Origin of the sequence: Nonomuraea gerenzanensis (assembly GCF_020215645.1) — a bacterium.
GTDB lineage: Bacteria > Actinomycetota > Actinomycetes > Streptosporangiales > Streptosporangiaceae > Nonomuraea > Nonomuraea gerenzanensis.
Window position 1 is genome coordinate 3076714 of sequence record NZ_CP084058.1, and the last position, 18979, is coordinate 3095692.

The 18979-nt window shown below is 72.9% G+C and carries 11 protein-coding genes; 1 reads left to right on the top strand and 10 read right to left on the bottom strand.

The window, feature by feature from the left end:
• The first annotated feature begins 113 nt into the window (after positions 1-113).
• The gene (locus LCN96_RS14670) at positions 114-1301 is read left to right on the top strand and encodes an aminotransferase class I/II-fold pyridoxal phosphate-dependent enzyme (RefSeq protein ID WP_225273171.1); all 1188 of its coding nucleotides are present in this window, start codon (positions 114-116) and stop codon (positions 1299-1301) included.
• On the opposite strand, the gene LCN96_RS14675 is transcribed toward LCN96_RS14670, so the two are convergent.
• The 10 genes from LCN96_RS14675 to LCN96_RS14720 form a co-directional block, all read right to left on the bottom strand.
• On the bottom strand, positions 1298-3091 hold the full coding sequence (locus tag LCN96_RS14675) for a hypothetical protein (protein WP_225273172.1): 1794 nt from the start codon (positions 3089-3091) through the stop codon (positions 1298-1300). The two genes, LCN96_RS14670 and LCN96_RS14675, sit on opposite strands and share 4 nt — an antisense overlap.
• Positions 3091-4095: a hypothetical protein gene (locus tag LCN96_RS14680; RefSeq protein WP_225273173.1), complete on the bottom strand. Its 1005-nt coding sequence runs from the start codon at positions 4093-4095 to the stop codon at positions 3091-3093. Before LCN96_RS14680 ends, LCN96_RS14675 begins: the two co-directional genes overlap by 1 nt.
• Positions 4092-5072: a protein kinase family protein gene (locus LCN96_RS14685; protein ID WP_225273174.1), complete on the bottom strand. Its 981-nt coding sequence runs from the start codon at positions 5070-5072 to the stop codon at positions 4092-4094. The genes LCN96_RS14680 and LCN96_RS14685 overlap by 4 nt, the downstream gene beginning before the upstream one ends.
• Positions 5062-6897, bottom strand: a complete 1836-nt coding sequence (locus LCN96_RS14690) for a hypothetical protein (RefSeq protein ID WP_225273175.1) — start codon at positions 6895-6897, stop codon at positions 5062-5064. The genes LCN96_RS14685 and LCN96_RS14690 overlap by 11 nt, the downstream gene beginning before the upstream one ends.
• A 2-nt stretch (positions 6898-6899) precedes the next feature.
• Complete coding sequence (locus LCN96_RS14695; RefSeq protein WP_225273176.1) at positions 6900-10013, bottom strand: tubulin-like doman-containing protein; 3114 nt, start codon at positions 10011-10013, stop codon at positions 6900-6902.
• A 7-nt stretch (positions 10014-10020) separates the two neighbouring features.
• Complete coding sequence (locus LCN96_RS14700) at positions 10021-12201, bottom strand: vWA domain-containing protein (protein ID WP_225273177.1); 2181 nt, start codon at positions 12199-12201, stop codon at positions 10021-10023.
• Positions 12202-12506: 305 nt separating this feature from the next.
• A complete protein-coding gene (locus tag LCN96_RS14705) occupies positions 12507-15146 on the bottom strand; it encodes an MGH1-like glycoside hydrolase domain-containing protein (protein ID WP_225273178.1) in 2640 nt (879 codons plus the stop codon).
• 149 nt (positions 15147-15295) lie between these two features.
• A complete protein-coding gene (locus tag LCN96_RS14710) occupies positions 15296-16930 on the bottom strand; it encodes a glycosyltransferase family 2 protein (RefSeq protein ID WP_225273179.1) in 1635 nt (544 codons plus the stop codon).
• A gap of 123 nt (positions 16931-17053) precedes the next feature.
• Positions 17054-17758 (bottom strand): TetR/AcrR family transcriptional regulator, encoded by a 705-nt coding sequence (locus LCN96_RS14715; protein WP_225273180.1) that lies wholly within the window; start codon positions 17756-17758, stop codon positions 17054-17056.
• Positions 17759-17869: 111 nt separating this feature from the next.
• Complete coding sequence (locus LCN96_RS14720; protein ID WP_225273181.1) at positions 17870-18817, bottom strand: pectate lyase family protein; 948 nt, start codon at positions 18815-18817, stop codon at positions 17870-17872.
• Between the last annotated feature and the right edge of the window lie 162 nt (positions 18818-18979).

The following is an 18979-nucleotide window of genomic DNA, read 5'->3' on the forward strand; positions in this document are numbered from 1 at the left end:
CGGGACAGCTACCCGTGGCTTCCCCGATGACACGAAGCACCGTCCGCGTCCCACCCGCCACGGCAGACTTTGGCAGCACATGTCCCGTTATCGAGAAAGGCAGTGACACGCCGATGCTCGACGCGTTCGACAGATGCCGCCTCCATGACGACTTCCAGCCTGTGACCGAGCTGGGCGCCTACCCGTACTACCGCCCGGTCGAGGAGCGGCTGGCCACCGGCGAGGTGCTCGTCGGCGGGCGGGTGCTGGTGTCGGCCGGGTCCAACGACTACCTCGGCCTGTCGGCGGACCCGCGGCTCAAGGACGCGGCCTGCCGGGCCGTCCGGGCGCTCGGCACAGGCACCTCCGGGTCGCGCCTGGTCAACGGGTCGCTCGCGTTGCACGAGACGCTGGAGCACCGGCTCGCGGCGTTCCTCGGCCAGGAGGCCGCCATGGTGACGCCGACGGGCTTCCTGGCCAACCTCACGCTCAGCGCCCTCGCCGGGCCGCGCGACACCGTGCTGGCCGACCAGCTCATCCACGCCTCGCTCATCGACAGCGTCCGCCTGTCCCGCGCCCGCCTGCGCCGCTACCGGCACAACGACCTGGAGCACCTGGCGCGGCTGCTGGCGCAGTGCGATCCCGCCGCCGCCGGGCTGATCGTCACCGAGGGCATGTTCTCCACCACCGGTACGCTCTGCGACCTGCCGGGCATCGCCGGCCTGGCCCGCGGCCACGGCGCCCGCCTGGTCCTGGACGGCGCCCACGACATCGGCCTGCTCGGCCAGGCCGGCCGCGGCGCCGCCGAGCACCACGGGCTCGAACCGGCCGTGGACCTGCACACGATGGCCTTCTCCAAGTGCTTCGGCACGACCGGCGGCGCCGTGGCGGGGCCCGAGCAGATCATCGTCTACCTGCGGCATCACGCCCGGTCGATGGTGTTCTCCGCGGCGCTGTCACCGGCCAGCACGGCGGCGGCGCTGGCCGCCCTGGACATCATCGAGACCGAGCCGGAGCGCCGCCACCGGGCGCTGGCCGCCGCCGTCCGGCTCAGGGACGAGCTGGCGTCGCTGGGGTTCGGGACGGGCGCGTCGCAGACCACGATCATTCCCGTGCACGTGGGGGACGTGGTGCTGTGCTGCCGGTTGTGGCGGGAGCTGTTCGAGGAGGGGGTGTTCGCCACCGCCATGGTGCCGCCCAGCGTGCCCGACGGGCAGGCGCTGATCCGTGTCAGCACCACCGCCCTGCACACCGACGCGCAACTCGACCGCATCGCCGCCGCCTTCGCCGCCGCGGGGCGCCGGCTCGGGCTGATCCCCTAGACCAGCAGGAACAGGGTCACGAACACGAGGATCACCAGGACGGTGAGCAGCGCGACGATCACCAGCCACTGCGGGTCCAGCCACTTCGACCTGCGGGGCTGGGTGGTGGCGTCGGGGTCGAGGAGGGCGCGCAGGAACGGGTTGACCTGGCCGTCGGGGAGCTGCCGCTCCAGGACGGGGATCAGGCGCGGGAGGTGCGAGCGGACCTCGGCCGGTTGCCGTCTGGCCGCCAGGGCGCGCATCTCCTGGAGGATCGCGCTGAGGTCCCGGGGGGTGGTGGCCTGGTCGAGGTCGGTGCAGAGCATCTCGAACGCGTCCTGCTCCGCGTACTGCCGCTCGACGAGCGCACCGGCCGGCGCGCCGGGGGAGTGCGCCTCCGGGCCCGGCCCGAGCCCGGGGGAGTGCGCCTCCGGGCCCGGCCCGGGGTCGCCTGGCGTGGTGCCGGGGTGCTGCTCCGGTGCCGCTGCGGCACGTGGTCCCGGCGCGGGGGATGGCGGGCCCTCCTGGCCGCGCCCCTCCTGCGTGAGCGGCCCGGCGCTCCAGCCCGCCTCGCCCTGCGGCGCGCGCCCGCCTGGCATGCGCCCCGGCCCCTGACTGGCCGCCCGCGCCTGGGGCGCGCCCTGCGCCTGCACGGCCCGGCCCGCCGCCTGCGGCCGTTGCAGCTCGGTGGTCTGCCCCGCCTGCGCGGCTGCCTGGGCGGACGCCGCCTGGGCGGACGCTGCCTCCGTGCCTGCCTGGGCGCCTGCCTGGGCGAACCCCGCCTGCGCGTATCCCGCCTGGGCGGACCCGGCCTGCGAGGGCTGCGTCGCGTGCCCAGGCGTCGCCTCCTGCGAGACCGGCGCACCACCGTACGGCGATTCGCCAGGAGCGGCGGCCGGGTGGGAGCGGGCGGGCGGCTGCGGCGACCAGACCAGCTCGTCCCCGCTCTCCCCGGAACCCCCCCGCCCCCCGGCCGCCCCCCGCGCGACGGACCCGAGCCGCCGCAACCGCTCCTCCATCGGCGTCTGATCACTGATCCGCAACCGCTTGACCAACCCCACGAGCTGATCCCGCGCATAGGCGTCCACCAGCATCGCAGCGATCTCCGAGCACCGATCCTCCTGCCCAGGCGACCGCGGATCGACCCGCGTCCGGTTGGAGCTCTGCGACGACACCCCCGGCCACTTGCGCAGGAAGACGATCTCGGCCCCGAGGTTGAAGTCATCGCTCTCGTACGTCGAGAACGTCTCCGGATGCTGCCCCAGCGCCACATCCAGCACATCCACCAGCCCCCACAACTGCACGATCGCATTCCCGCCCGACGCCACCGAGAGCGGCGCCCCCGGCCGGCGCAGGTACTCGGACACGATCGGCGCGAGCGCCGCCGCCACCGCCCGGGACTCCCGGTCGAGCGCGGCGCGCGCGCCCTCGTACGAGCTGATCAGTTTGCCCAGGTCGAGCGGCACGTCCTCGGCGGGCAGCCGCGCGCCCCAGCCGGCGGCCAGGGCGAGGGTCTGGCGCACGTTCGGCATGGCCATCGGCAGGGAGGTGGAGCCGCCCAGGTACGCCTGGACGCGGATGGTGCGCCGGCTGTCGGCGCCGCCGGTCCGCGTGCGGGCGAGCACCACCACGCGGCCGTCCACGAGCAGCCGGCAGAGGCTGACGCCCGGCTCAGGCCCGGGGTCGAGCCAGGGGCCGAGCTGGTGGTACCAGCTCGCGGTCTGCTCCAGGGAGGTGCGCACGGGACCGAGGCCGGTCCGCTGCTCGTCCCACTCGAACTGGATCCAATCGACGCTGGCGTAACGTCCCATCAGATCCCCACCTCCGGATAGCCGCGCAGGACGCCGGTCATGGCGAAGAGCGAGATCAGCGGTTCGAGGACGCGGCGCGGCCGGACGCCCCGCCGGTAGCGCCCCTCGGTGGCGGCGGCGCCCGTCGCCGAGACGAAGTGCAGGGTGCACCTGCGGCACTTGTCGTAGGGGCTCAGCCACGCCTGGGCGCCGCGCCGGTGCAGGTAGGCGTAGACGTCGCGGCTCTCCCGCAGGACCGACGCCGGGTCCAGGCCGTCGGGCTCGGCGTACAGCCACGTGTCGACCGGCGCCTGGAAGCGGACCGCGTCGCTCTTGGTGACCGCGATGGCCGCCGGGATGTCCAGCCGCCCGCCGGTCTTGGGCAGCCGGTCCAGCACGGCGCGGAACGACTCGTCGCCCATCCTGGCCGACTTGGTGGCGGCGTCGATCACGAACAGCAGCCCGCCGAGGGCCGGCACGAACCTGGTGGCCTCGTGGGTGGCGCTGCGCAGCAGCTCGCCGGCGATGTCGAAGAAGGCCACCGCGGTGGTGTGCCGGCCGTCGTTGACGAGCAGCGCGTCCACCGGCTCGGCGGTGGCCCGGTGGGTGGTGCGGTTGAGCGCGACCCGCTCGACCAGCAGCGGGCGCACGTAGGAGTTGACGTACTCGGCGTGCCGCTCGATGTCGACCGCGTCGGTGGTCAGCCCGTACGGCCGCAGCCCGCCCTGCTCGATGGCGCCGATCATGGCGGCCAGCAGGTGCGTCTTGCCCGTCTCCGGCCCGCCGACCAGGCCGATCACCAGGGGACGGCCGTGCCGTACGTAGGTGTAGGGCAGGTGGTGCTCCAGGCCGGGGTCCGACAGAGGAGCCGGGCAGCGGACGTGCGCGGCCCGCAGCAGGTCCTCCCGGCGCGGCCCGCTCACATGCTCCAGCGACAGCGGCTGGTACTGGCCGGCGGGGGTGCGCTCGTAGAGCTCGTCCTCGCTCCAGGCGAACTCGTGCAGGCAGATGGGGCAGAGGATCACCGGGTCACCACCCAGAGGACGACGAGCAGGGCGAGCAGGACGGCCAGCGGCAGCCAGCGCGCCCACCGGGGCATCGGCCTGCTCTCCTGCTCGAAAACGGGCTCGGCCCTGGTGGGATGCTCAGGGACGGGGACGGCCTCGCGCCTGGCCTCGCGCGCCCGGTCGAAGGCGGCGCGGCCCTCCTCCAGCCCGAGGTCGCGCTCGACGGCGACGGACTGCATCGGGTCGGGCATGCGCAGCCGGGCCAGCACCTCCTGCGCCGTCGGTGGCGAGCCGGAGAAGACGTCCTTGAGCGGTTGCAGGGCCGGGGTGGCCGTCAGGTCGGGCACGTCGACGATCTCGCGGCCGGTGACCGTCCGGTAGATCACCATGCCCGCGCTCCACAGGTCGTCGGCCGGGGCGGCGAGGCCCTCGCCCGTGCGCTGGGCGGGGCAGGCGTAGGGGGCCTCGCCCATCCGCAGCCGGCGCGAGCCGGCCAGCGTGGCGTGGCTGAGGTCGGTGAGCTGCACGGTGGCGCCGTCCCAGCGCACGGTGGCGGGCTCGATGCGCCGGTGCACGATGTCGCAGGCCGACAGGATGCGCACGGCGCGGAAGAGGCTCGCCTGCAGCGTGCGCTGCTCGCTGATCAGCAGCGCGCCGAAGTAGCGGCTGACCGGCTCGCCCCGGTAGTCATAGTGCAGGACGAACGGCTCCTCCTCGTCGAGGCTGTAGCCGATCAGGCGGGGCAGCTCGGGCGGGTAGGCGCGGCGCAGCCGGGAGAGCAGCCTGGCGCCCATGCGGGCCTCGTTCTCCAGCAGGTCGTAGAGGTACTCGCGGTCGCGGCCCTCCGCGCGCGGCACCCGCCGCTGCACGAGCTTGGTGCCGGAGGCCAGGTGGGTGACCCGGCGCTCGAACGGGTCCTGCCAGGGCTCGGCCTCCACCTCCCAGCTCACCGGATCGCCTTCGGGGGAGTTGAAGTCCAGCGGTTCAGGCTCCATCACCACTCCAGTTCTCCTCCACCGTCCCGGGACGCAGCGGCACCAGGCGAAGGGTGCCGGCGTACTGGCCCGACCGGGTCCACACGACTCCGGGCGGGTTGCCCTGGCCCCGTACGGCCCTGGGCGCGAAGCGCACCGCGTACGCCTGCCGCAGCAGCAGCGACAGGTCACGGTCGCCGCACAGCTGCAGCATCTGCCCGCCGGGCGGGGCCTGCAGGGCCCGCACGACCTGCTGCGACTGCCGCCACACGGCGTCCACCAGGTCCTGGCGGCCCGCGTCGGTGGTGCCGAACTCGGGCTTCTCCTGCACGCCCCGGTGCGCCAGGTGGTAGCGGTACTGCCGGAGCGTCTCGTCCACCCGCCGCTCCAGGCCCGCCTGCACGTCGCGGTAGTCGCCGTGCTCCAGGGCCGGCCAGGCGGCGTCCAGCCACACCGTCACCGCGTCGAGCAGGTCGCCGGTGATGACCTCGCGCAGTTGGCCGCCGCGGTCGCGCAGCCGCACGGTGACCTCCTCGTCCAGGGCGGGGCTGGCGGCGGCCTGCCCGGCCTCGGCCCTGCTCCAGTCGGACAGCGTGGCCGACACCTGCGTGCAGATTTCGGACAGCGCCGCCGCGACCGTGCGGGCCGCGTCGGAGGTGTGCATGCGGGCCTCGCCCAGCGCCCACTCGCTGGCGGCGACCTGTTCGAGCAGCGAGCGCAGCTCGTCGAGGGCGACTCTGGCGTCGCCGAGCGCGAGCTGGTCGCGCCACCTGGCCCGCGAGCGCCGCCAGAAGACGAAGCGGTTCAGCAGGCCACGGGGGAACTCGGCGGGCGCGTGCAGGTCGTTGAGCAGCCCGTCGGGGCACCGGCGGCGGCAGCCGGGGACGAAGGCGGCGCTGCCGATGGGCGCGCTCTGGTCGGCCAGCGTGCGCAGCCGCGAGACCAGCCGCATCAGGCTCTTGCGCTCCGCCAGGGCGGCCGACACGTCGGCACGCAGCTCGGCGGCGATCTCCGCGTGCCCCATGCCCGCCGGGGCGGCGGACCTGACGCCGTTGGCGGCCAGCGTGTCGGCGGCGTCCTCGTCGCTGTGGTCCACCTCGGCGAACAGCCGCTCGACGGCGTCGCGGAACTCGGCCAGCGCCCGGCCCGCGGCGATCACCTCGTCCACCACGGCCGCCCTGGCCAGGACGGTGCTGAGGTAGCCGAGGTCGTCCAGGGCGCGGCCCGCGCGGGCGAGCCGGTCGCGGGCCTGCCGGTAGAGCCGCTCCATCCGCCCGTCGGGGACCAGCGCGTCGAGCAGGTCGGCGGGCAGGTCCGCGGTGCCGCTGAGCACGGGCAGCGCGGTGGCCAGCGGCGAGGCGAAGACCGCGGTGTCGTGCTGGATCGGCCCGGCGAACCGGTCGGCCACGTCGGTGAAGGCCTGCGCCAGCACCTCCGGGTCGATGCGGCCCGCCACGATGCGCCAGCCGGGCGAGGCGGTGCCGTACGGGATCTCCCCCAGCTCGCCGACCACCTGGTCGAAGACCTCCGGCTGGGACAGCAGGTCGATGAGGATGGCCTCGGAGCTGACCTCCGGCCCGTGCGCCGCCTCCCCGGTGTCGGCGTTCCACAGGATGCCGCAGGGGTCGCCCACCCACAGCACCCTGCGGCTCTCGCCGGTGAGCGCCGGGGGCAGGCGCGGCTCGGGCCCCAGCGCCACCACGAGCACCGACCTGACCAGGCGCGAGCTGAGCACGCCCTGCAGCACCTGCTGCCCGGCGGCCAGCCGCTCGGTGTCGGTCACCACCAGCACCCGCTGGCCGAGCCTGGTCACCTCCTCCTTGCGGAGGTCGAGCACCACGACCATGCTCACTCCCCGGTGAGCGCGTCCAGGTCGCGCAGGTTGTAGGCGACGGCCTCGGCGACCCGTTCGAACGGCATGTCCAGCGCGGCGGGCAGGGTGGCGGACCAGAACGCGACGAGCTGGTCAGCCCGGTTGCGCGCGCCCGACGGCAGCTTCGGCATCATGATCTCCAGCAGGCCGAGCTGGTCGGCGGCCATGCCGGTGACCTGGTGGTAGAGCGGGTCGGGCGTGCCCGGCGTGCCCGACAGCCCGCGCGGCAGGGCGTTCATCAGCTGCTCGCTCACCAGGCTGCGGAACTCCTCGTCGCCGGCGATCACCCACTGCTCGTAGGCCCGCAGGATGCTCGGCCACGAGGACGCCCTGCCGTAGCCGGTCAGCGGCAGCGTCATCGAGCCGCCCTCGACGTCGATCCTGATCCGCGACGGCGAGCCGGGCTCGCCCTCGACCACGCTGACCTGCCCGTTCCAGAGCAGGCAGAGCAGCCGGTGCAGGATGCGGACCCGGTGCTCCTCGGTGGTGGCCAGGTAGCCGAAGTCGTAGCCGAGCCGCTGGCGCCACTTCAGGTGGTCCTGCGGCCGCTCGTGCTGCAGGGCGTCGGCCCAGCTGTGCAGCACCTCGCGCAGCTCGCGGACCTGGGTGACGCTCATCGAGGTACGCACCTGCACGACCGTCACCGAGTCGGCGTCGATGTTGCGGAAGTCGGGCACCCCCGGCAGGTCGATCCGCTCCTTGAGGAACCGCTCCAGCTCCGTCTCCTTGGCCGGCGCCGGGTAGGAGACGAGCACCTTCAGGTCGCCCGTGCCGTCGGGCGTGAAGCCGCCCGGCACCAGGTCGGCCAGCTTGAGCTGGAACTGCCGCACGTGCGGGTCGTCGCCGCCGCCCGTCGCGGCCTGGGCGAGGATGTCGGCCAGCGAGGGCAGCAGCGGCTGCTCGCCCAGCACGGCGGCCTCGTCGCGGTCCTTGAACAGCTTCTTGACCTCCAGCTTGAGCCGCTCGCGCACCCAGGCCAGCGCGTCGACCGGCTTGCCCGTGCGCCAGGCCAGGTCGTAGGCGTGCTGCCAGCCCCCCGGCCCGATCAGCGCGTCGACCACGCCGGCCTCGCCGTCGGTCGGCCGCAGGAGCTGCCGGGCCACGAACACGTCCACGAAGCGGCGCACCACCGCGTCGTAGAACGCCTCGGCGCCCGTCGGCGGCAGCAGGTGGTAGACGCCGACACGGGTCTCGTACAGCTCGCCCGCCCGGCGCGCGAACCGCTCGGGGTCGGCGTCGGCGTGCTCGGCGAACACCTCGGTGAAGTCGCGCACCTCGCGGATGAGCTGCTTGCGCAGCGGCTCCCAGCGCGGCATCTGGTCCGCCCACGCCCGGTGCCAGAGCCCCTGGCTGCGCCACAGGTACCAGGTGTCCTGGTCGTGCAGCGACGCCTGCACCTCCGGGTCGCTCCACTGCACCTTGCGGAACAGCCGGTCGCGCATCGGCCGCGGCTGCGGCGGCGCCTCCGTCATGGTCTCGTACGGCTTGCGCGGCTGCGCCCTGCGCTGGTCGAGCAGCCCGGCGAAGCCCAGCTTGTCGGCCTCGTGCACGTCGCCGGGCAGGCCCATCACGACCCGCCGCAGCCGGAACGGATCGACGTGGCCGAGCCCCTCCATCGCGCCGCGCCGCACGTCCATGTCCTTGGCCATGGCCGGCACGACGCGGCTGAGCTGCCGTTCCAGCGAGGCCAGGTTGTCCTCCATCGCGCGCATCCGGTTGGCCAGCGACTTCTGGATCTCCGCCGCGCCGGTCGCGGCGCGGGCCTCGGGCAGCGGCAGCGGCTCGCGGGTGTTGAGCTGCTCCAGGTTGGTGGTGAGGAACATGCGGCGGATCTCGTCCACGTTGCTCTCCGCCGCGCCCGGCGGCGCGGCGGAGAGCTGCGTCACCGCGCGGGCCAGCAGCCGCGAGCTGACCAGGTCGGCCAGCTCCTCCACCGGCACGGTCATCGAGGAGACGAACGCCGTGGACACGCCCCGGTTGCCGATGCCGGAGGCGGCGGGCACCTCGCGCTCCACGGCCCGGTTGATGAAGTCGTCGGCGAAGGAGGACTCGCCGCGGTCCTCCATGCCGCCGACGGCCTCCCCCGCGGTGCTCGGCCGGGTGCCGGCCAGGGAGACGACCAGCGAGGCGATCGAGCGGTGCAGGTCCTCGCGCTCGACGCCGGGCGGCATGGTGAACAGGAACGCGGTCTGCACGGTGCCGGTGGCCAGGCGGACCTCGCCCCTGCCCGGGTAGCGCACGCCCAGCTCGCCGACGATGCCCTGCTCGTCCACCTGCGTGCCCGCGTGCGGCGCGTTCTGGTCGTCGACCAGCCGGAACAGGTCGAGCAGGCTGGCTCCGGCGTTGAGCCTGGCCCGCCGCCCGCCGCCCTTGCCCTCCACGAACGCCGACGGCATGACCACCAGCGGGTGGATGCGCGCCCTGATGTGGTTGCGGGCGAAGGCGTCGCCGATCAGGTGCAGGTAGTCGTAGAAGATGCCGCTGCCGGTGCCGCCCGCCACGGAGAAGGCCACGAACACGTCGCAGGTGCGCCGCAGCCGCCCGCCCAGCGCGGCCAGCTCGCTGCCGGAGTTGCTGATCGCGCCGATGGCGTCCTCGAGGCCCTGCACGACGGGGCCGGGGCCGTGCCGCATGCGCTCGAACAGCGCCGCCCTGGCCACCGTCGGGAGCTGCCCCGCGCCCCGCATCAGCGGCGCGACCAGCGGCTCCTGCTCGCGCGGCGGCAGCCAGTCCTTGACGTGGTCGCCCAGCGTGGCCCGCAGGCTGCGCGCCACCTCCGGGTAGGAGTCGAACTTGGGCACCACGTCGTGGATCAGGTGCGCGGTACGGCCCGCCGCCGGCAGCTCCCGCTCGGTCGGCACCACGCGGCGCCGGGTGCGGTTCAGCTCGTCCTCGTTGAGGTCCACGTAGACGAACTGCAGGCAGGAGGGCAGCTCGTAGGGCAGGTAGTTCTGCCACCTGAAGTTCCTGATCAGGTCCATGCCGTCAGGACCGCACAGCTCGTCGCGCAGCCAGCGCTCCAGCTCCACCCCGACCCGGCAGCCGGTGCCGCCGAGCCCCACGAACATCATCGGATCGAAGATCCTCATGCATCCCTCACAACAGGTCGTCGCCTGGCATCGGTCGGTGGGTCGTCCTGCTCTGGTACGGCTCGGCCGCGCCGTAGGCGGGCTGCTCGGCGCCCGCGCCCCTGGACCGGCCGTCGTCCACGCCGAGCCACATGCCGTTCGGCAGGGCGATCGGCTGCCCGGGGAAGAGCGGGTCGAGCTCCTGCCCGGACGGGTCGCGGACCAGCACGGTGCGGCCCTGGCCCCGGCGTACGGAGTAGCCGGTCCCGTACGTACGGACAAGGCGGCCGTCGCTGACCTCGAAGGTGAACTCAGGCCCCTCGCCCAGCGGCGCCTGGAGCCGGCTGATGTACGGCTCGCCCGGCCGGTCGAACAGGTGCAGGGTCAGCTCGCTCGGATCGGCCGCCCGCCGCCGCGCCCGCCGCCTGGCCAGCAGGAACGGCAGCGCCACCGCGAGGACCACGAGGATGATCAGCAGGGCCTGCAGCGCCCGCTGCCACAGCGGCGTCGGCGGCTGCACGGCCACGTCCACGAACTCCTCGGCCACGACCTGCCCGGCCGGGTCGAGCACCTGGACCACGCCGCTCACCTCGCCCTCGCCCGCGTCGGCGCCGACGCGCAGCTCGAAGCCCTGCTCGGAGCTGCCCGTGGGCGCCTGGACCTGCTGGGCCGACAGGCTCACGGTGCCGGGCACGTCCACGAGCCGCAGGCCGAGCTGGACGGGCTCGGCCTCGTTGGTGATCCGGACGGCGCCGGCCAGCGTGCCGCCCGGCTCGACGGTGGCCGGCTCCAGCTGGACCTGGGCCCGCAGCCGGTCGGCAGGCCCGGCGATGCTGGTGGAGTACGGCCGCTCGTCGCCGGCCACGCCGGGCCCCGTCACCTTGCCGAGGAAGGTCAGCGCGCCGGTGGCCGTGGCCGGGATGACCACCTGGCCGGTGTACTCGCCGTCGCCCTGGGCCCGGTCGGCCCCCTCACCCGTGTCGCCCAGCTCGACGGGGGCCTCCGGGAAGCCGTCGCCGGACATCCTGGCGCTGAAGCGCAGGTCCTCCAGCGCGGCCGGGTCGGTGATCGTGCCCGTCCTGGTCTGCAGCCGCAGCCGCACGTTGACCTGCTCGCCGGGGCGTGGGCGCGGGTTGCTGAGCGAGATCGAGGCACGCAGCGCGCCCTGCCAGACGACGGTGGCGCTGACGTCCTGACGGCTGACGTTCGGCGGCGAGGTGAGCCGGATGATCCACTCGCCGGGCAGCGGGTTGCGGATGCGCAGCGACTCCACCGGGCCCGCCTCGCCGGCCGCCTGGAAGGTGGACTCCTTCAGCTCGCCCTGCTTGGGCACCTGCGTGCCCTCGGGGTCGAAGTAGCTGACCTGGATGCGCTTGTCACGCTTGACCACCACGATCGAGCCGTCGGTGGCGATGATCGGGATGTTGACCTTCAGATCGATGGTGGCGCCCGCGTCGAGCGAGTCGGTCACCGACTCCTCGATGCCCGCGCACCGGGCGTAGGCGAAGGCCTCCAGCAGCGAGCGTTCCACGTCGGCCGAGGTGGCGACGACGCGGGCGGTCGGCGTGGCCGTCTTCTGCTCGCCGCAGGGCTGGACCCAGCCGCCCGCCGCGAACGCGTCCAGCGCCGACTTGTCGGCGGCGCCGAAGCCCAGCGGCCAGATCTGCACCTGACCCTGCCTGGCGTCGTCCAGGCTGCGGGTGATCTGCGCCTGGGCGTTGGCGTTGCGGGCCTGCTCGTCGGCGCCATACTGCGGGCTGTTGCGCACGTCGAGGACGCCGTCGGTGAGCAGGAACACGATCTTCGAGCGCTGCTGGTCGTCGGGCCTGCCCATGATGTCGAGCGCCTGCTCCAGGGCGGCGGCGTGATCGGTGTCGTTGCCCTCCTCGGAGGTACGCAGCCGCAGCTTCTCCACGCACCGGCTCAGCGACTCGCGATCCTGCGCGGTCTGCACCCCGGTCAGCGGGCACACGATGTCCACGGCCGACTGGCCGGGCCCGTTGGAGCTGCCGAACCCCACCACGGCCACCTGTGACTGCGGTGAGAGCTCGCTGAGCGCGATGAGCTGGGCGGCGGCCCGCTCCCGCTTGACGTCCTGGTCCTTCAGGCTGCCCGACTCGTCGACCAGGATGACGACGCGGACGGGCTTGACGTCGGAGGGCGGAGCGGCCTGCGCTGCCGACGGGAGGAGGGCCACGGCAGTGGTCACGGTCAGCGCGAACAGAAATCTGAGGGATGAAGTGACGAGCACATTTCCTCGCAGTCGCCGTTTTCTTATCCGCAGAACGGAGAGAAGCCCCGAGAAGTTTCAGCCCTGGTTTTGGTCATGCACTTTGTCGAATTGTGTATGTCGCTAATCGTCGCCGTCTACCCCGCATACAGGGATTCTATGGGGAAGGTCACGGCTGTGGGGCTGGTGAGTCAAGAGTTCAGTAAAGACGGATTTATGCCCATTTATCGGTCATTAACTGCCTCCGCCCCGGTTTTCGGCCGGGGCGGAGGAAAACGACCGCGCTAGAAGTCGGTCGCGGAAAGGCGGCCGTACACGATCATGAGCACCGCCACCAGCGCCGTCCACCCCGTCTGGTGCGCCGCACCCAGCCCGGCCCCGTCGTCGCCGTGGAAGTACTCGTGGAACTGGATCAGGTCCCGCCAGTGCGGGTCTTCCTGGAAGACGCGCTGCCCGCCGTACACCGGCCGCCGCCCGTCCTGACCGCGCAGGAACGTGCGGACGAGCCGGTCCGAGATCTCCTTGCTCACCTCGAACAGCGTCATCCGGTTGCCTGAGCCCGTCGGGCACTCCACGGTGAAGTCGTCGCCGTAGAACGCGTACAGGTGCAGCAGCGCCCGGATCAGCAGCACGTTGGTGGGGAACCACACCGGGCCGCGCCAGTTGGAGTTGCCGCCGAACATCCGGCTGTCGGACTCGGCGGGCAGGTAGGCCACCTTGTACTCGCGGCCCTCCACGGTGAACGTGTACGGGTGCTCGGCGTGGTGCCGCGACAGCGAGCGGATGCCGTACGGGCCGAGGAACTCGTCCTCGTCGAGCATGCGGGCCAGCAGGCGCCGCAGCTTGCGCTCGTCCAGCAGCGACAACATCCGCCGCCCCGCCACGCCGGGCCGCTCGGCCGCGGACATGCCCCCGGCCAGATCGGGATGCCGGCTCGCGAACGCCCTGACCCGGTTGTACAGCCGTGCCTCCGACTCGTCGGCGCGCGGCGTGAAGACGGTCGTGGCGCACAGCGGCAGCAGCCCCACCAGGGAGCGCACCTTGAGGCGCATGGCCTCACCGTTCGGCAGCCGCAGCACGTCGTAGAAGAAGCCGTCGGCCTCGTCCCACATCTCCTCCTTCAGGTCGCCGACCCGGTCGGTGGAGGCGGAGATGCGCAGGAAGGCCTGGGCGAAGCGCACGGCGAGATCCTCGTACGCGGGCGCCCGGTCCGACAGCTCGGCGGCCATCTGCAACATCGTCTGCGTGTAGAACGCCATCCACGCCGTGCCGTCGGCCTGGTCCAGTGAGCCGCCGGTGGGCAGCGAGGCGCTGCGGTCGAAGACGCCGATGTTGTCCAGGCCGAGGAAGCCGCCCTGGAACACGTTGCGCCCCTCGGGGTCCTTGCGGTTGACCCACCAGGTGAAGTTGACCAGCAGCTTCTGGAAGACCCGCTCGATGAAGTCCAGGTCGCTGTGGCCGTCGAGCCTCCTGTCCAGGCTGTTGACGAACCGGGCCGCCCACGCCTGCACGGGCGGGTTGACGTCGCCGAAGTTCCACTCGTAGGCGGGCACCTGGCCGCCGGCGTGCAGGTACCGCTCGCCCAGCAGCACCTCGATCTGGTGCTTGGCCAGGTCGAGGTCCACCACGGAGAGCGCGACGGCGTGGAAGGCCAGGTCCCAGGCGGCGAACCAGGGATACTCCCACTTGTCCGGCATGACCAGCACGTCGTCGGCCGTCATGTCGAACCAGGCGTGGTTGCGCTGCCCGGTGCGCGTCCACGGGTCGGCGCCGTGCTCGGCCAGCCAGGTCTCGACGTCGAAGTAGTAGTACTGCTTGCTCCACAGCAGGCCCGACAGCGCCTGCCTGAGCACCATCGCCTCGTCCTGGCCGGTGTCCGGCGGGGTGAGCGCGGCGTAGAAGGCGTCGGACTCGGCCCGCCGCCGCCGCAGCACCTCCTCGAAGCCCGGCCCGAGCGGGTCGGGGCCCACGTCGCCCGCGGCCAGCCGGACCCGCACCGTCACCTCGCCGCCCGCCGGGACGGTGAGCGTGTGGTGCACGGCGGCCTTGGTGCCCGTGCGCTGCGGGTTCACCGCGCCGCTGTCGCCGTGCACGACGTGGCGGTCGATGCCGTCCTTGACGTACGGGCCGGCGTTCCTGCCGCCGAACAGGCGCTCGTGGTTCGTCTCGTTCTCGGTGAACAGCAGCGGCGCGTCCGCCTCGCAGTACAGCCGGTACGTTCCCAGCTCCGGATGGTCGGCCTGGATCACCCCCGGCTCCGCGGCCCGCAGCGCCGGCTTGGCCGAGCCGGTGCCCCACGACCAGGTGTTGCGGAACCACAGCGTCGGCAGCACGTGCAGCGTGGCCGCCTCCGGGCCCCGGTTGGCGACGGTGATCAGCATGAGCAGGTCGTCAGGCGACGCCTTGGCGTACTCGGCGAACACGTCGAAATAGCGGCCCTCGTCGAAGACGCCGGTTTCGAGCAGCTCGAACTCGAAGGCGTGCGCGTCCCTGGCCGCGCTCGTGGTGACCAGCGTGTCGTAGGGGAAGGGCGCCTGCGGGTACTTGTAGAGGTAGCGCAGGTAGGAGTGGGTGGGCGTGCTGTCGAGGTAGAAGTAGTACTCCTTGACGTCCTCGCCGTGGTTGCCCTCGCCGTTCGTGAGCCCGAACGGGCGCTCCTTGAGGATCGGGTCCCTGCCGTTCCACAGCGCCATCGACAGGCAGAGCCGCTGCTTGTCGTCGCTGACGCCACCGAGCCCGTCCTCACCCCATCGGTAGGCGCGTGAACGGGCGTGGTCGTGCGGGAAGTAGTTCCACGCGTCGCCGTTCACGCTGTAGTCCTCGCGGACCGTGCCCCATTGCCGCTCGCTCAGGTACGGCCCCCACCGTCGCCATGGCGCGTCCGGAGCGGCCGACTGCCCTAGTCGTTCTCGTTCGGCATCCATGGGCGCAGCATCCTCCGATGCCCGCCCGCTGCCTCCTTCCCGGGAAGTGAGGTTTGTCAGCCGCCTCCCGCCGTTCCTCGGCCGCGCGCCCGCCTGGATCTTCGGCCGCGCGCCCGCCTGGATCTTCGGCCGCGCGCCCGCCTGGATCCTCAGCCGCGCGTCCGCTTGGTCAGGACCCGCTTCATCCGGCGGGCCAGGACCGCGCGCACGCCGTCCTGGCCGCGCCTGGCCGCGTGCAGGTCGCGGCGCAGCGTGCCGACCTCGCGCCGCAGCTCCACGGTGCTCCTGCGCCAGCGGGCCGCCTCCTCCCGCCACTTGGCGACCTGGGCGCGCAGCCGCTCGGCCTCCCTCTCGAGCCGCGCCGCCTCCGCCTCGGCCTGCTTCCTGGCCCGGTACGCGGCCCGCCGCCCGAGGATCTCACCCGGTTCCGACGCGAACCCGTACTCCTCCCCGACGACCCACCGGACCCCCGACACGTCCTCCACGGCGTCGTCGAGCGGCTCGCCGGGGCGGGCCACGATCCGGGCGCGGGCCAGCGCCGAGACCCGTTCCAGCCGCGCCGTCACCACCTCGCCGGGCGTCTCCGCCAGCAGCACCCGCACCAGGCCGAGGCCCTCGGCGCGGGCCAGGGCCAGCAGCCTGGCCACACTGTCCTCGCCGGGCACCCAGCCCGCCGGCAGGCGCAGCACGAACGGCACGGACGGGTCCACCTGCTCCGCCGTCGCCAGCAGCACCCGGCTCTCGTGCTCGTAGTGGCCGTGCACCAGCACCAGGTCGAGGTGCGGGTCGTCGAGCGGGGCGCGGCGGTCGCGGTCCAGGGTGTCCCAGGGGCCGACCAGCACCACGGACAGGTCCGCCACGGTCGAGGCGAGCAGCGCGTCCACGGTGGCGCGGACGGCCTCGTACCCGGCGGTGCCGTCCAGGACGGCGGTCACGTTCGGCACCTTCCAGCGCCGGGCCGGATGCGTGCGCAGCCACTGGTAGGCGGGGATGCGGTCGGCCACGAAGGCGTGGCTGACCCGGTCGATGCGCTCCTGGGCGCGCATGCGCATGGTGGGCCCGAGATGGTAGGCGCGGGCCAGCGGCTCGGGCACGAACACCGCCCCCGCCTGGTGGAGCCGGTAGCCCATCTCGGTGTCCTGGCCGAGGATCAGGTCGTCGTCCATGGGCCCGGCGGCCTCGACGAGGCGGGCGCTGACGGAGGTGGCGCCGCCGACGTGCAGGCTGAACGGCCGCACCGGGTTGTTCGTCAGCCCGTCCGTCCGCTCCACCAGGCCGACCAGCCAGGCGTGCGGCTCGGCCGGCTCGAACGCGGCCTCCAGGTCGTCCGGCAGGACGGCGGGCAGCGGGGCGGTGGTGAAGCGGAGGTATCCGGTGACGGACAGGTAGGGCGCGGCGTGGTGCCAGCGCATGTGCGCCTCGATCGCGCCGGGCGTGAGCACCACGTCGGAGTCCAGCCAGTGGATGACGTCCCCCGTGGCCAGCGCCAGCCCGGCGTTGCGGGCGGCGGCCCGTCCCGGCCGCTCGCAGACCACCAGCCTGGCGGCCGTGCCCTCGGGCAGCCGCAGCGGCGGCGAGCTGCCGTTGTCCACCACGATGATCTCGGTCAGCCCCGCCGGGTACGTCTGCCGCGCCAGCCCCTGCAGCACCAGGTCCAGCTTGTCCTGCGCCCCGTAGGCCGGGACGATCACGCTGACCCGCAGCTCCGGCGTGAAGTGCTCCGGCGGTCGCAGCACCCGGTAGTCGTTGCCGCGCACCCGCCGCGTCGTCCCCCTGACGGACATGCCGCGCTACCCCCTGAAGATCGGCCCGGGATCCACGAGGGGCTCAATGTAGGCGCTCTACCTGGGAGAAAGCTGTGTCCTCACTGGGAAATCGACATTTCCGCAGCTCAGGCTTGACAGGGTTCACCCAGGAAGTGCCCTGACGGTGACGGGTGCCAGCCAGAGCCCGGCCAGCGCGTCGATGAGGCCGACGGCGGTGGCCTCCCAGCCCGTGCGCGCCGCGGGCCCGCCTTCGTGCAGCGCCCGCTCGCGTTCGGCCAGCGTGTGCACCACCAGCAGGCGGCTCATGTCCGCCCGCTCCCTGTGCACCTCCTCCGGCAGGTCGGGCAGCAGCCGGAACATGCCCTCCAGCGTGCGCCCCATCGACGGCGCCGCCACCGACTCGTCGACCACGATCTGCCGCAGGGCCGGCACCGTGTCGAACTGCGCCAGGCACCTGGCCCGCCAGCTCGGCACGCCCAGCGCGTCGAGCTGGCCGGTCGCGGGGCGTACCAGGCAGGCGATCCAGGCGCGCGGGTCGTCCGGCTCGCCGATCTCCGCCAGCATCCGCAGGCGGCGCTCCTCCGTCACGGCGGTGTGGCGGCGCACGATCGCCCGCACCAGGTCGGCCTTGGTGCCGAAGTGGTAGCCGACGGCGAAGTTGTTCGCCTGCCCGGCCGCCTGGCCGATCTGCCGGTTGGACACCTCGCCCACCCCCTGCTCGGCGAAGAGCCGCTCGGCGGCGTCGAGGATCGCCTCACGGGTGTCGCGGGCCCGCTCCGCCCCGCCGCGGGTCACTCGCCGCGCGGCCCTGACGGAGCCCGCGCGCCCGGTCTTGGTGGAGGACATGCCCACCACCGTACGGAACCCCGGCCCGATCCGCCCTCCCGGGCGGGCGATCAGGGGCGGTGAGCGCGGTGGCCGGCCACGCTCACCGCCCGCATGCTCGCCTCAGCCGTCCTAGAGGGAGATACGGCCCGCGCCCGCGCCCGCCGTCACGATCGACTTGACGCTGGAGGCGCTGTCGAGCGAGTACGAGTACGGGATCGACCGGACACTGCCGCCGCTCTGACCGCTGCCCGAGTTGACGAAGTGGTTGTTGCGGGCCACCAGGGTGCCGGCGGGGGAGCTGCCCTCACCCAGGTGGAACGGGTCGTCGGTGTTCTCGAAGTAGTTGCCCTCGACCAGCACGCCGCCCTCCATGGTGGAGGCGACGCCGTAGCTGCCGACGCTGCCGTAGTAGTTGTTGAACACGTGCACCGGGTTGCCGAACCGCACGCGCGGGTGGCGCTGGTTGGTGCCGTCGAACCAGTTGTGGTGGTACGTCACGCGCAGGCGCCCCCGGTCCTCGGAGGCGTTGCTGTCGCTGTGGCCCAGCAGCATGGTCTTGTCGTGGTCGAAGAACCTGTTCCAGGACACCGTGATGTAGTCGCTGGACCGCTTGATGTCCAGGGCGCCGTCGCCGCCGTTGCTGAAGGTGTTGTGGTCGATGTAGACGCGGGTGGAGTACTGGACGTTGATGCCGTCGTCGCCCCAGTTCCTGAAGGTCAGGTTGCGGATGATGACGTTCGACGCCTGAGAGACGTTGAAGCCGCATCCGGAGATGGTCGCGCCCGAGTTGCCGATGACGGTCTTGTTCGAGGCGACGCGGAGCATGCCGGAGCAGGAGATGGTGCCGGAGACCCTGATCACGGCGGCGGAGCCGGACGACAGGGCGCTCGTCAGCGCGGAGGCGGAGGAGACGGTCGTGGTGGCCGCGCTGCCGCCGCCGGTGGTGCCGCCGCCCTGCGTGGCCCAGCCGACCAGCGGGGTGTCGGCCGCGGCCGGCGCCGCGGTCGCCGCCGTGAGCCCCGCCGCCGCGGCGGCCAGGCTGGTGACGAGCGTGAGGACACGTCGTGCTGTGCTCATGAGTGTGCTCCTACCTACTGCGGGTGGTCTGTAGGTGCTGCCTGTTCACATATGTGAACGCGTGGCATGTGAGTGAACGAGAGCGAGAGTAGGAAAGCGCTTTCCAGTCGTCAATGAAGTCGCCGCGGCCCTTCGTGGCGGAGTAGGAGTCGTGGCCGGTCA

What these genes read in the sequence shown, in the direction of transcription:
- LCN96_RS14695 (WP_225273176.1), bottom strand. Translation starts at nt 10,013, where the DNA reads ATGAGGATCTTCGATCCGATGATGTTCGTGGGGCTCGGCGGCACCGGC.
- LCN96_RS14685 (WP_225273174.1), bottom strand. Translation starts at nt 5,072, where the DNA reads ATGGAGCCTGAACCGCTGGACTTCAACTCCCCCGAAGGCGATCCGGTG.
- LCN96_RS14675 (WP_225273172.1), bottom strand. Translation starts at nt 3,091, where the DNA reads ATGGGACGTTACGCCAGCGTCGATTGGATCCAGTTCGAGTGGGACGAG.
- LCN96_RS14705 (WP_225273178.1), bottom strand. Translation starts at nt 15,146, where the DNA reads ATGGATGCCGAACGAGAACGACTAGGGCAGTCGGCCGCTCCGGACGCG.
- LCN96_RS14710 (WP_225273179.1), bottom strand. Translation starts at nt 16,930, where the DNA reads ATGTCCGTCAGGGGGACGACGCGGCGGGTGCGCGGCAACGACTACCGG.
- LCN96_RS14690 (WP_225273175.1), bottom strand. Translation starts at nt 6,897, where the DNA reads ATGGTCGTGGTGCTCGACCTCCGCAAGGAGGAGGTGACCAGGCTCGGC.
- LCN96_RS14715 (WP_225273180.1), bottom strand. Translation starts at nt 17,758, where the DNA reads ATGTCCTCCACCAAGACCGGGCGCGCGGGCTCCGTCAGGGCCGCGCGG.
- LCN96_RS14670 (WP_225273171.1), top strand. Translation starts at nt 114, where the DNA reads ATGCTCGACGCGTTCGACAGATGCCGCCTCCATGACGACTTCCAGCCT.
- LCN96_RS14720 (WP_225273181.1), bottom strand. Translation starts at nt 18,817, where the DNA reads ATGAGCACAGCACGACGTGTCCTCACGCTCGTCACCAGCCTGGCCGCC.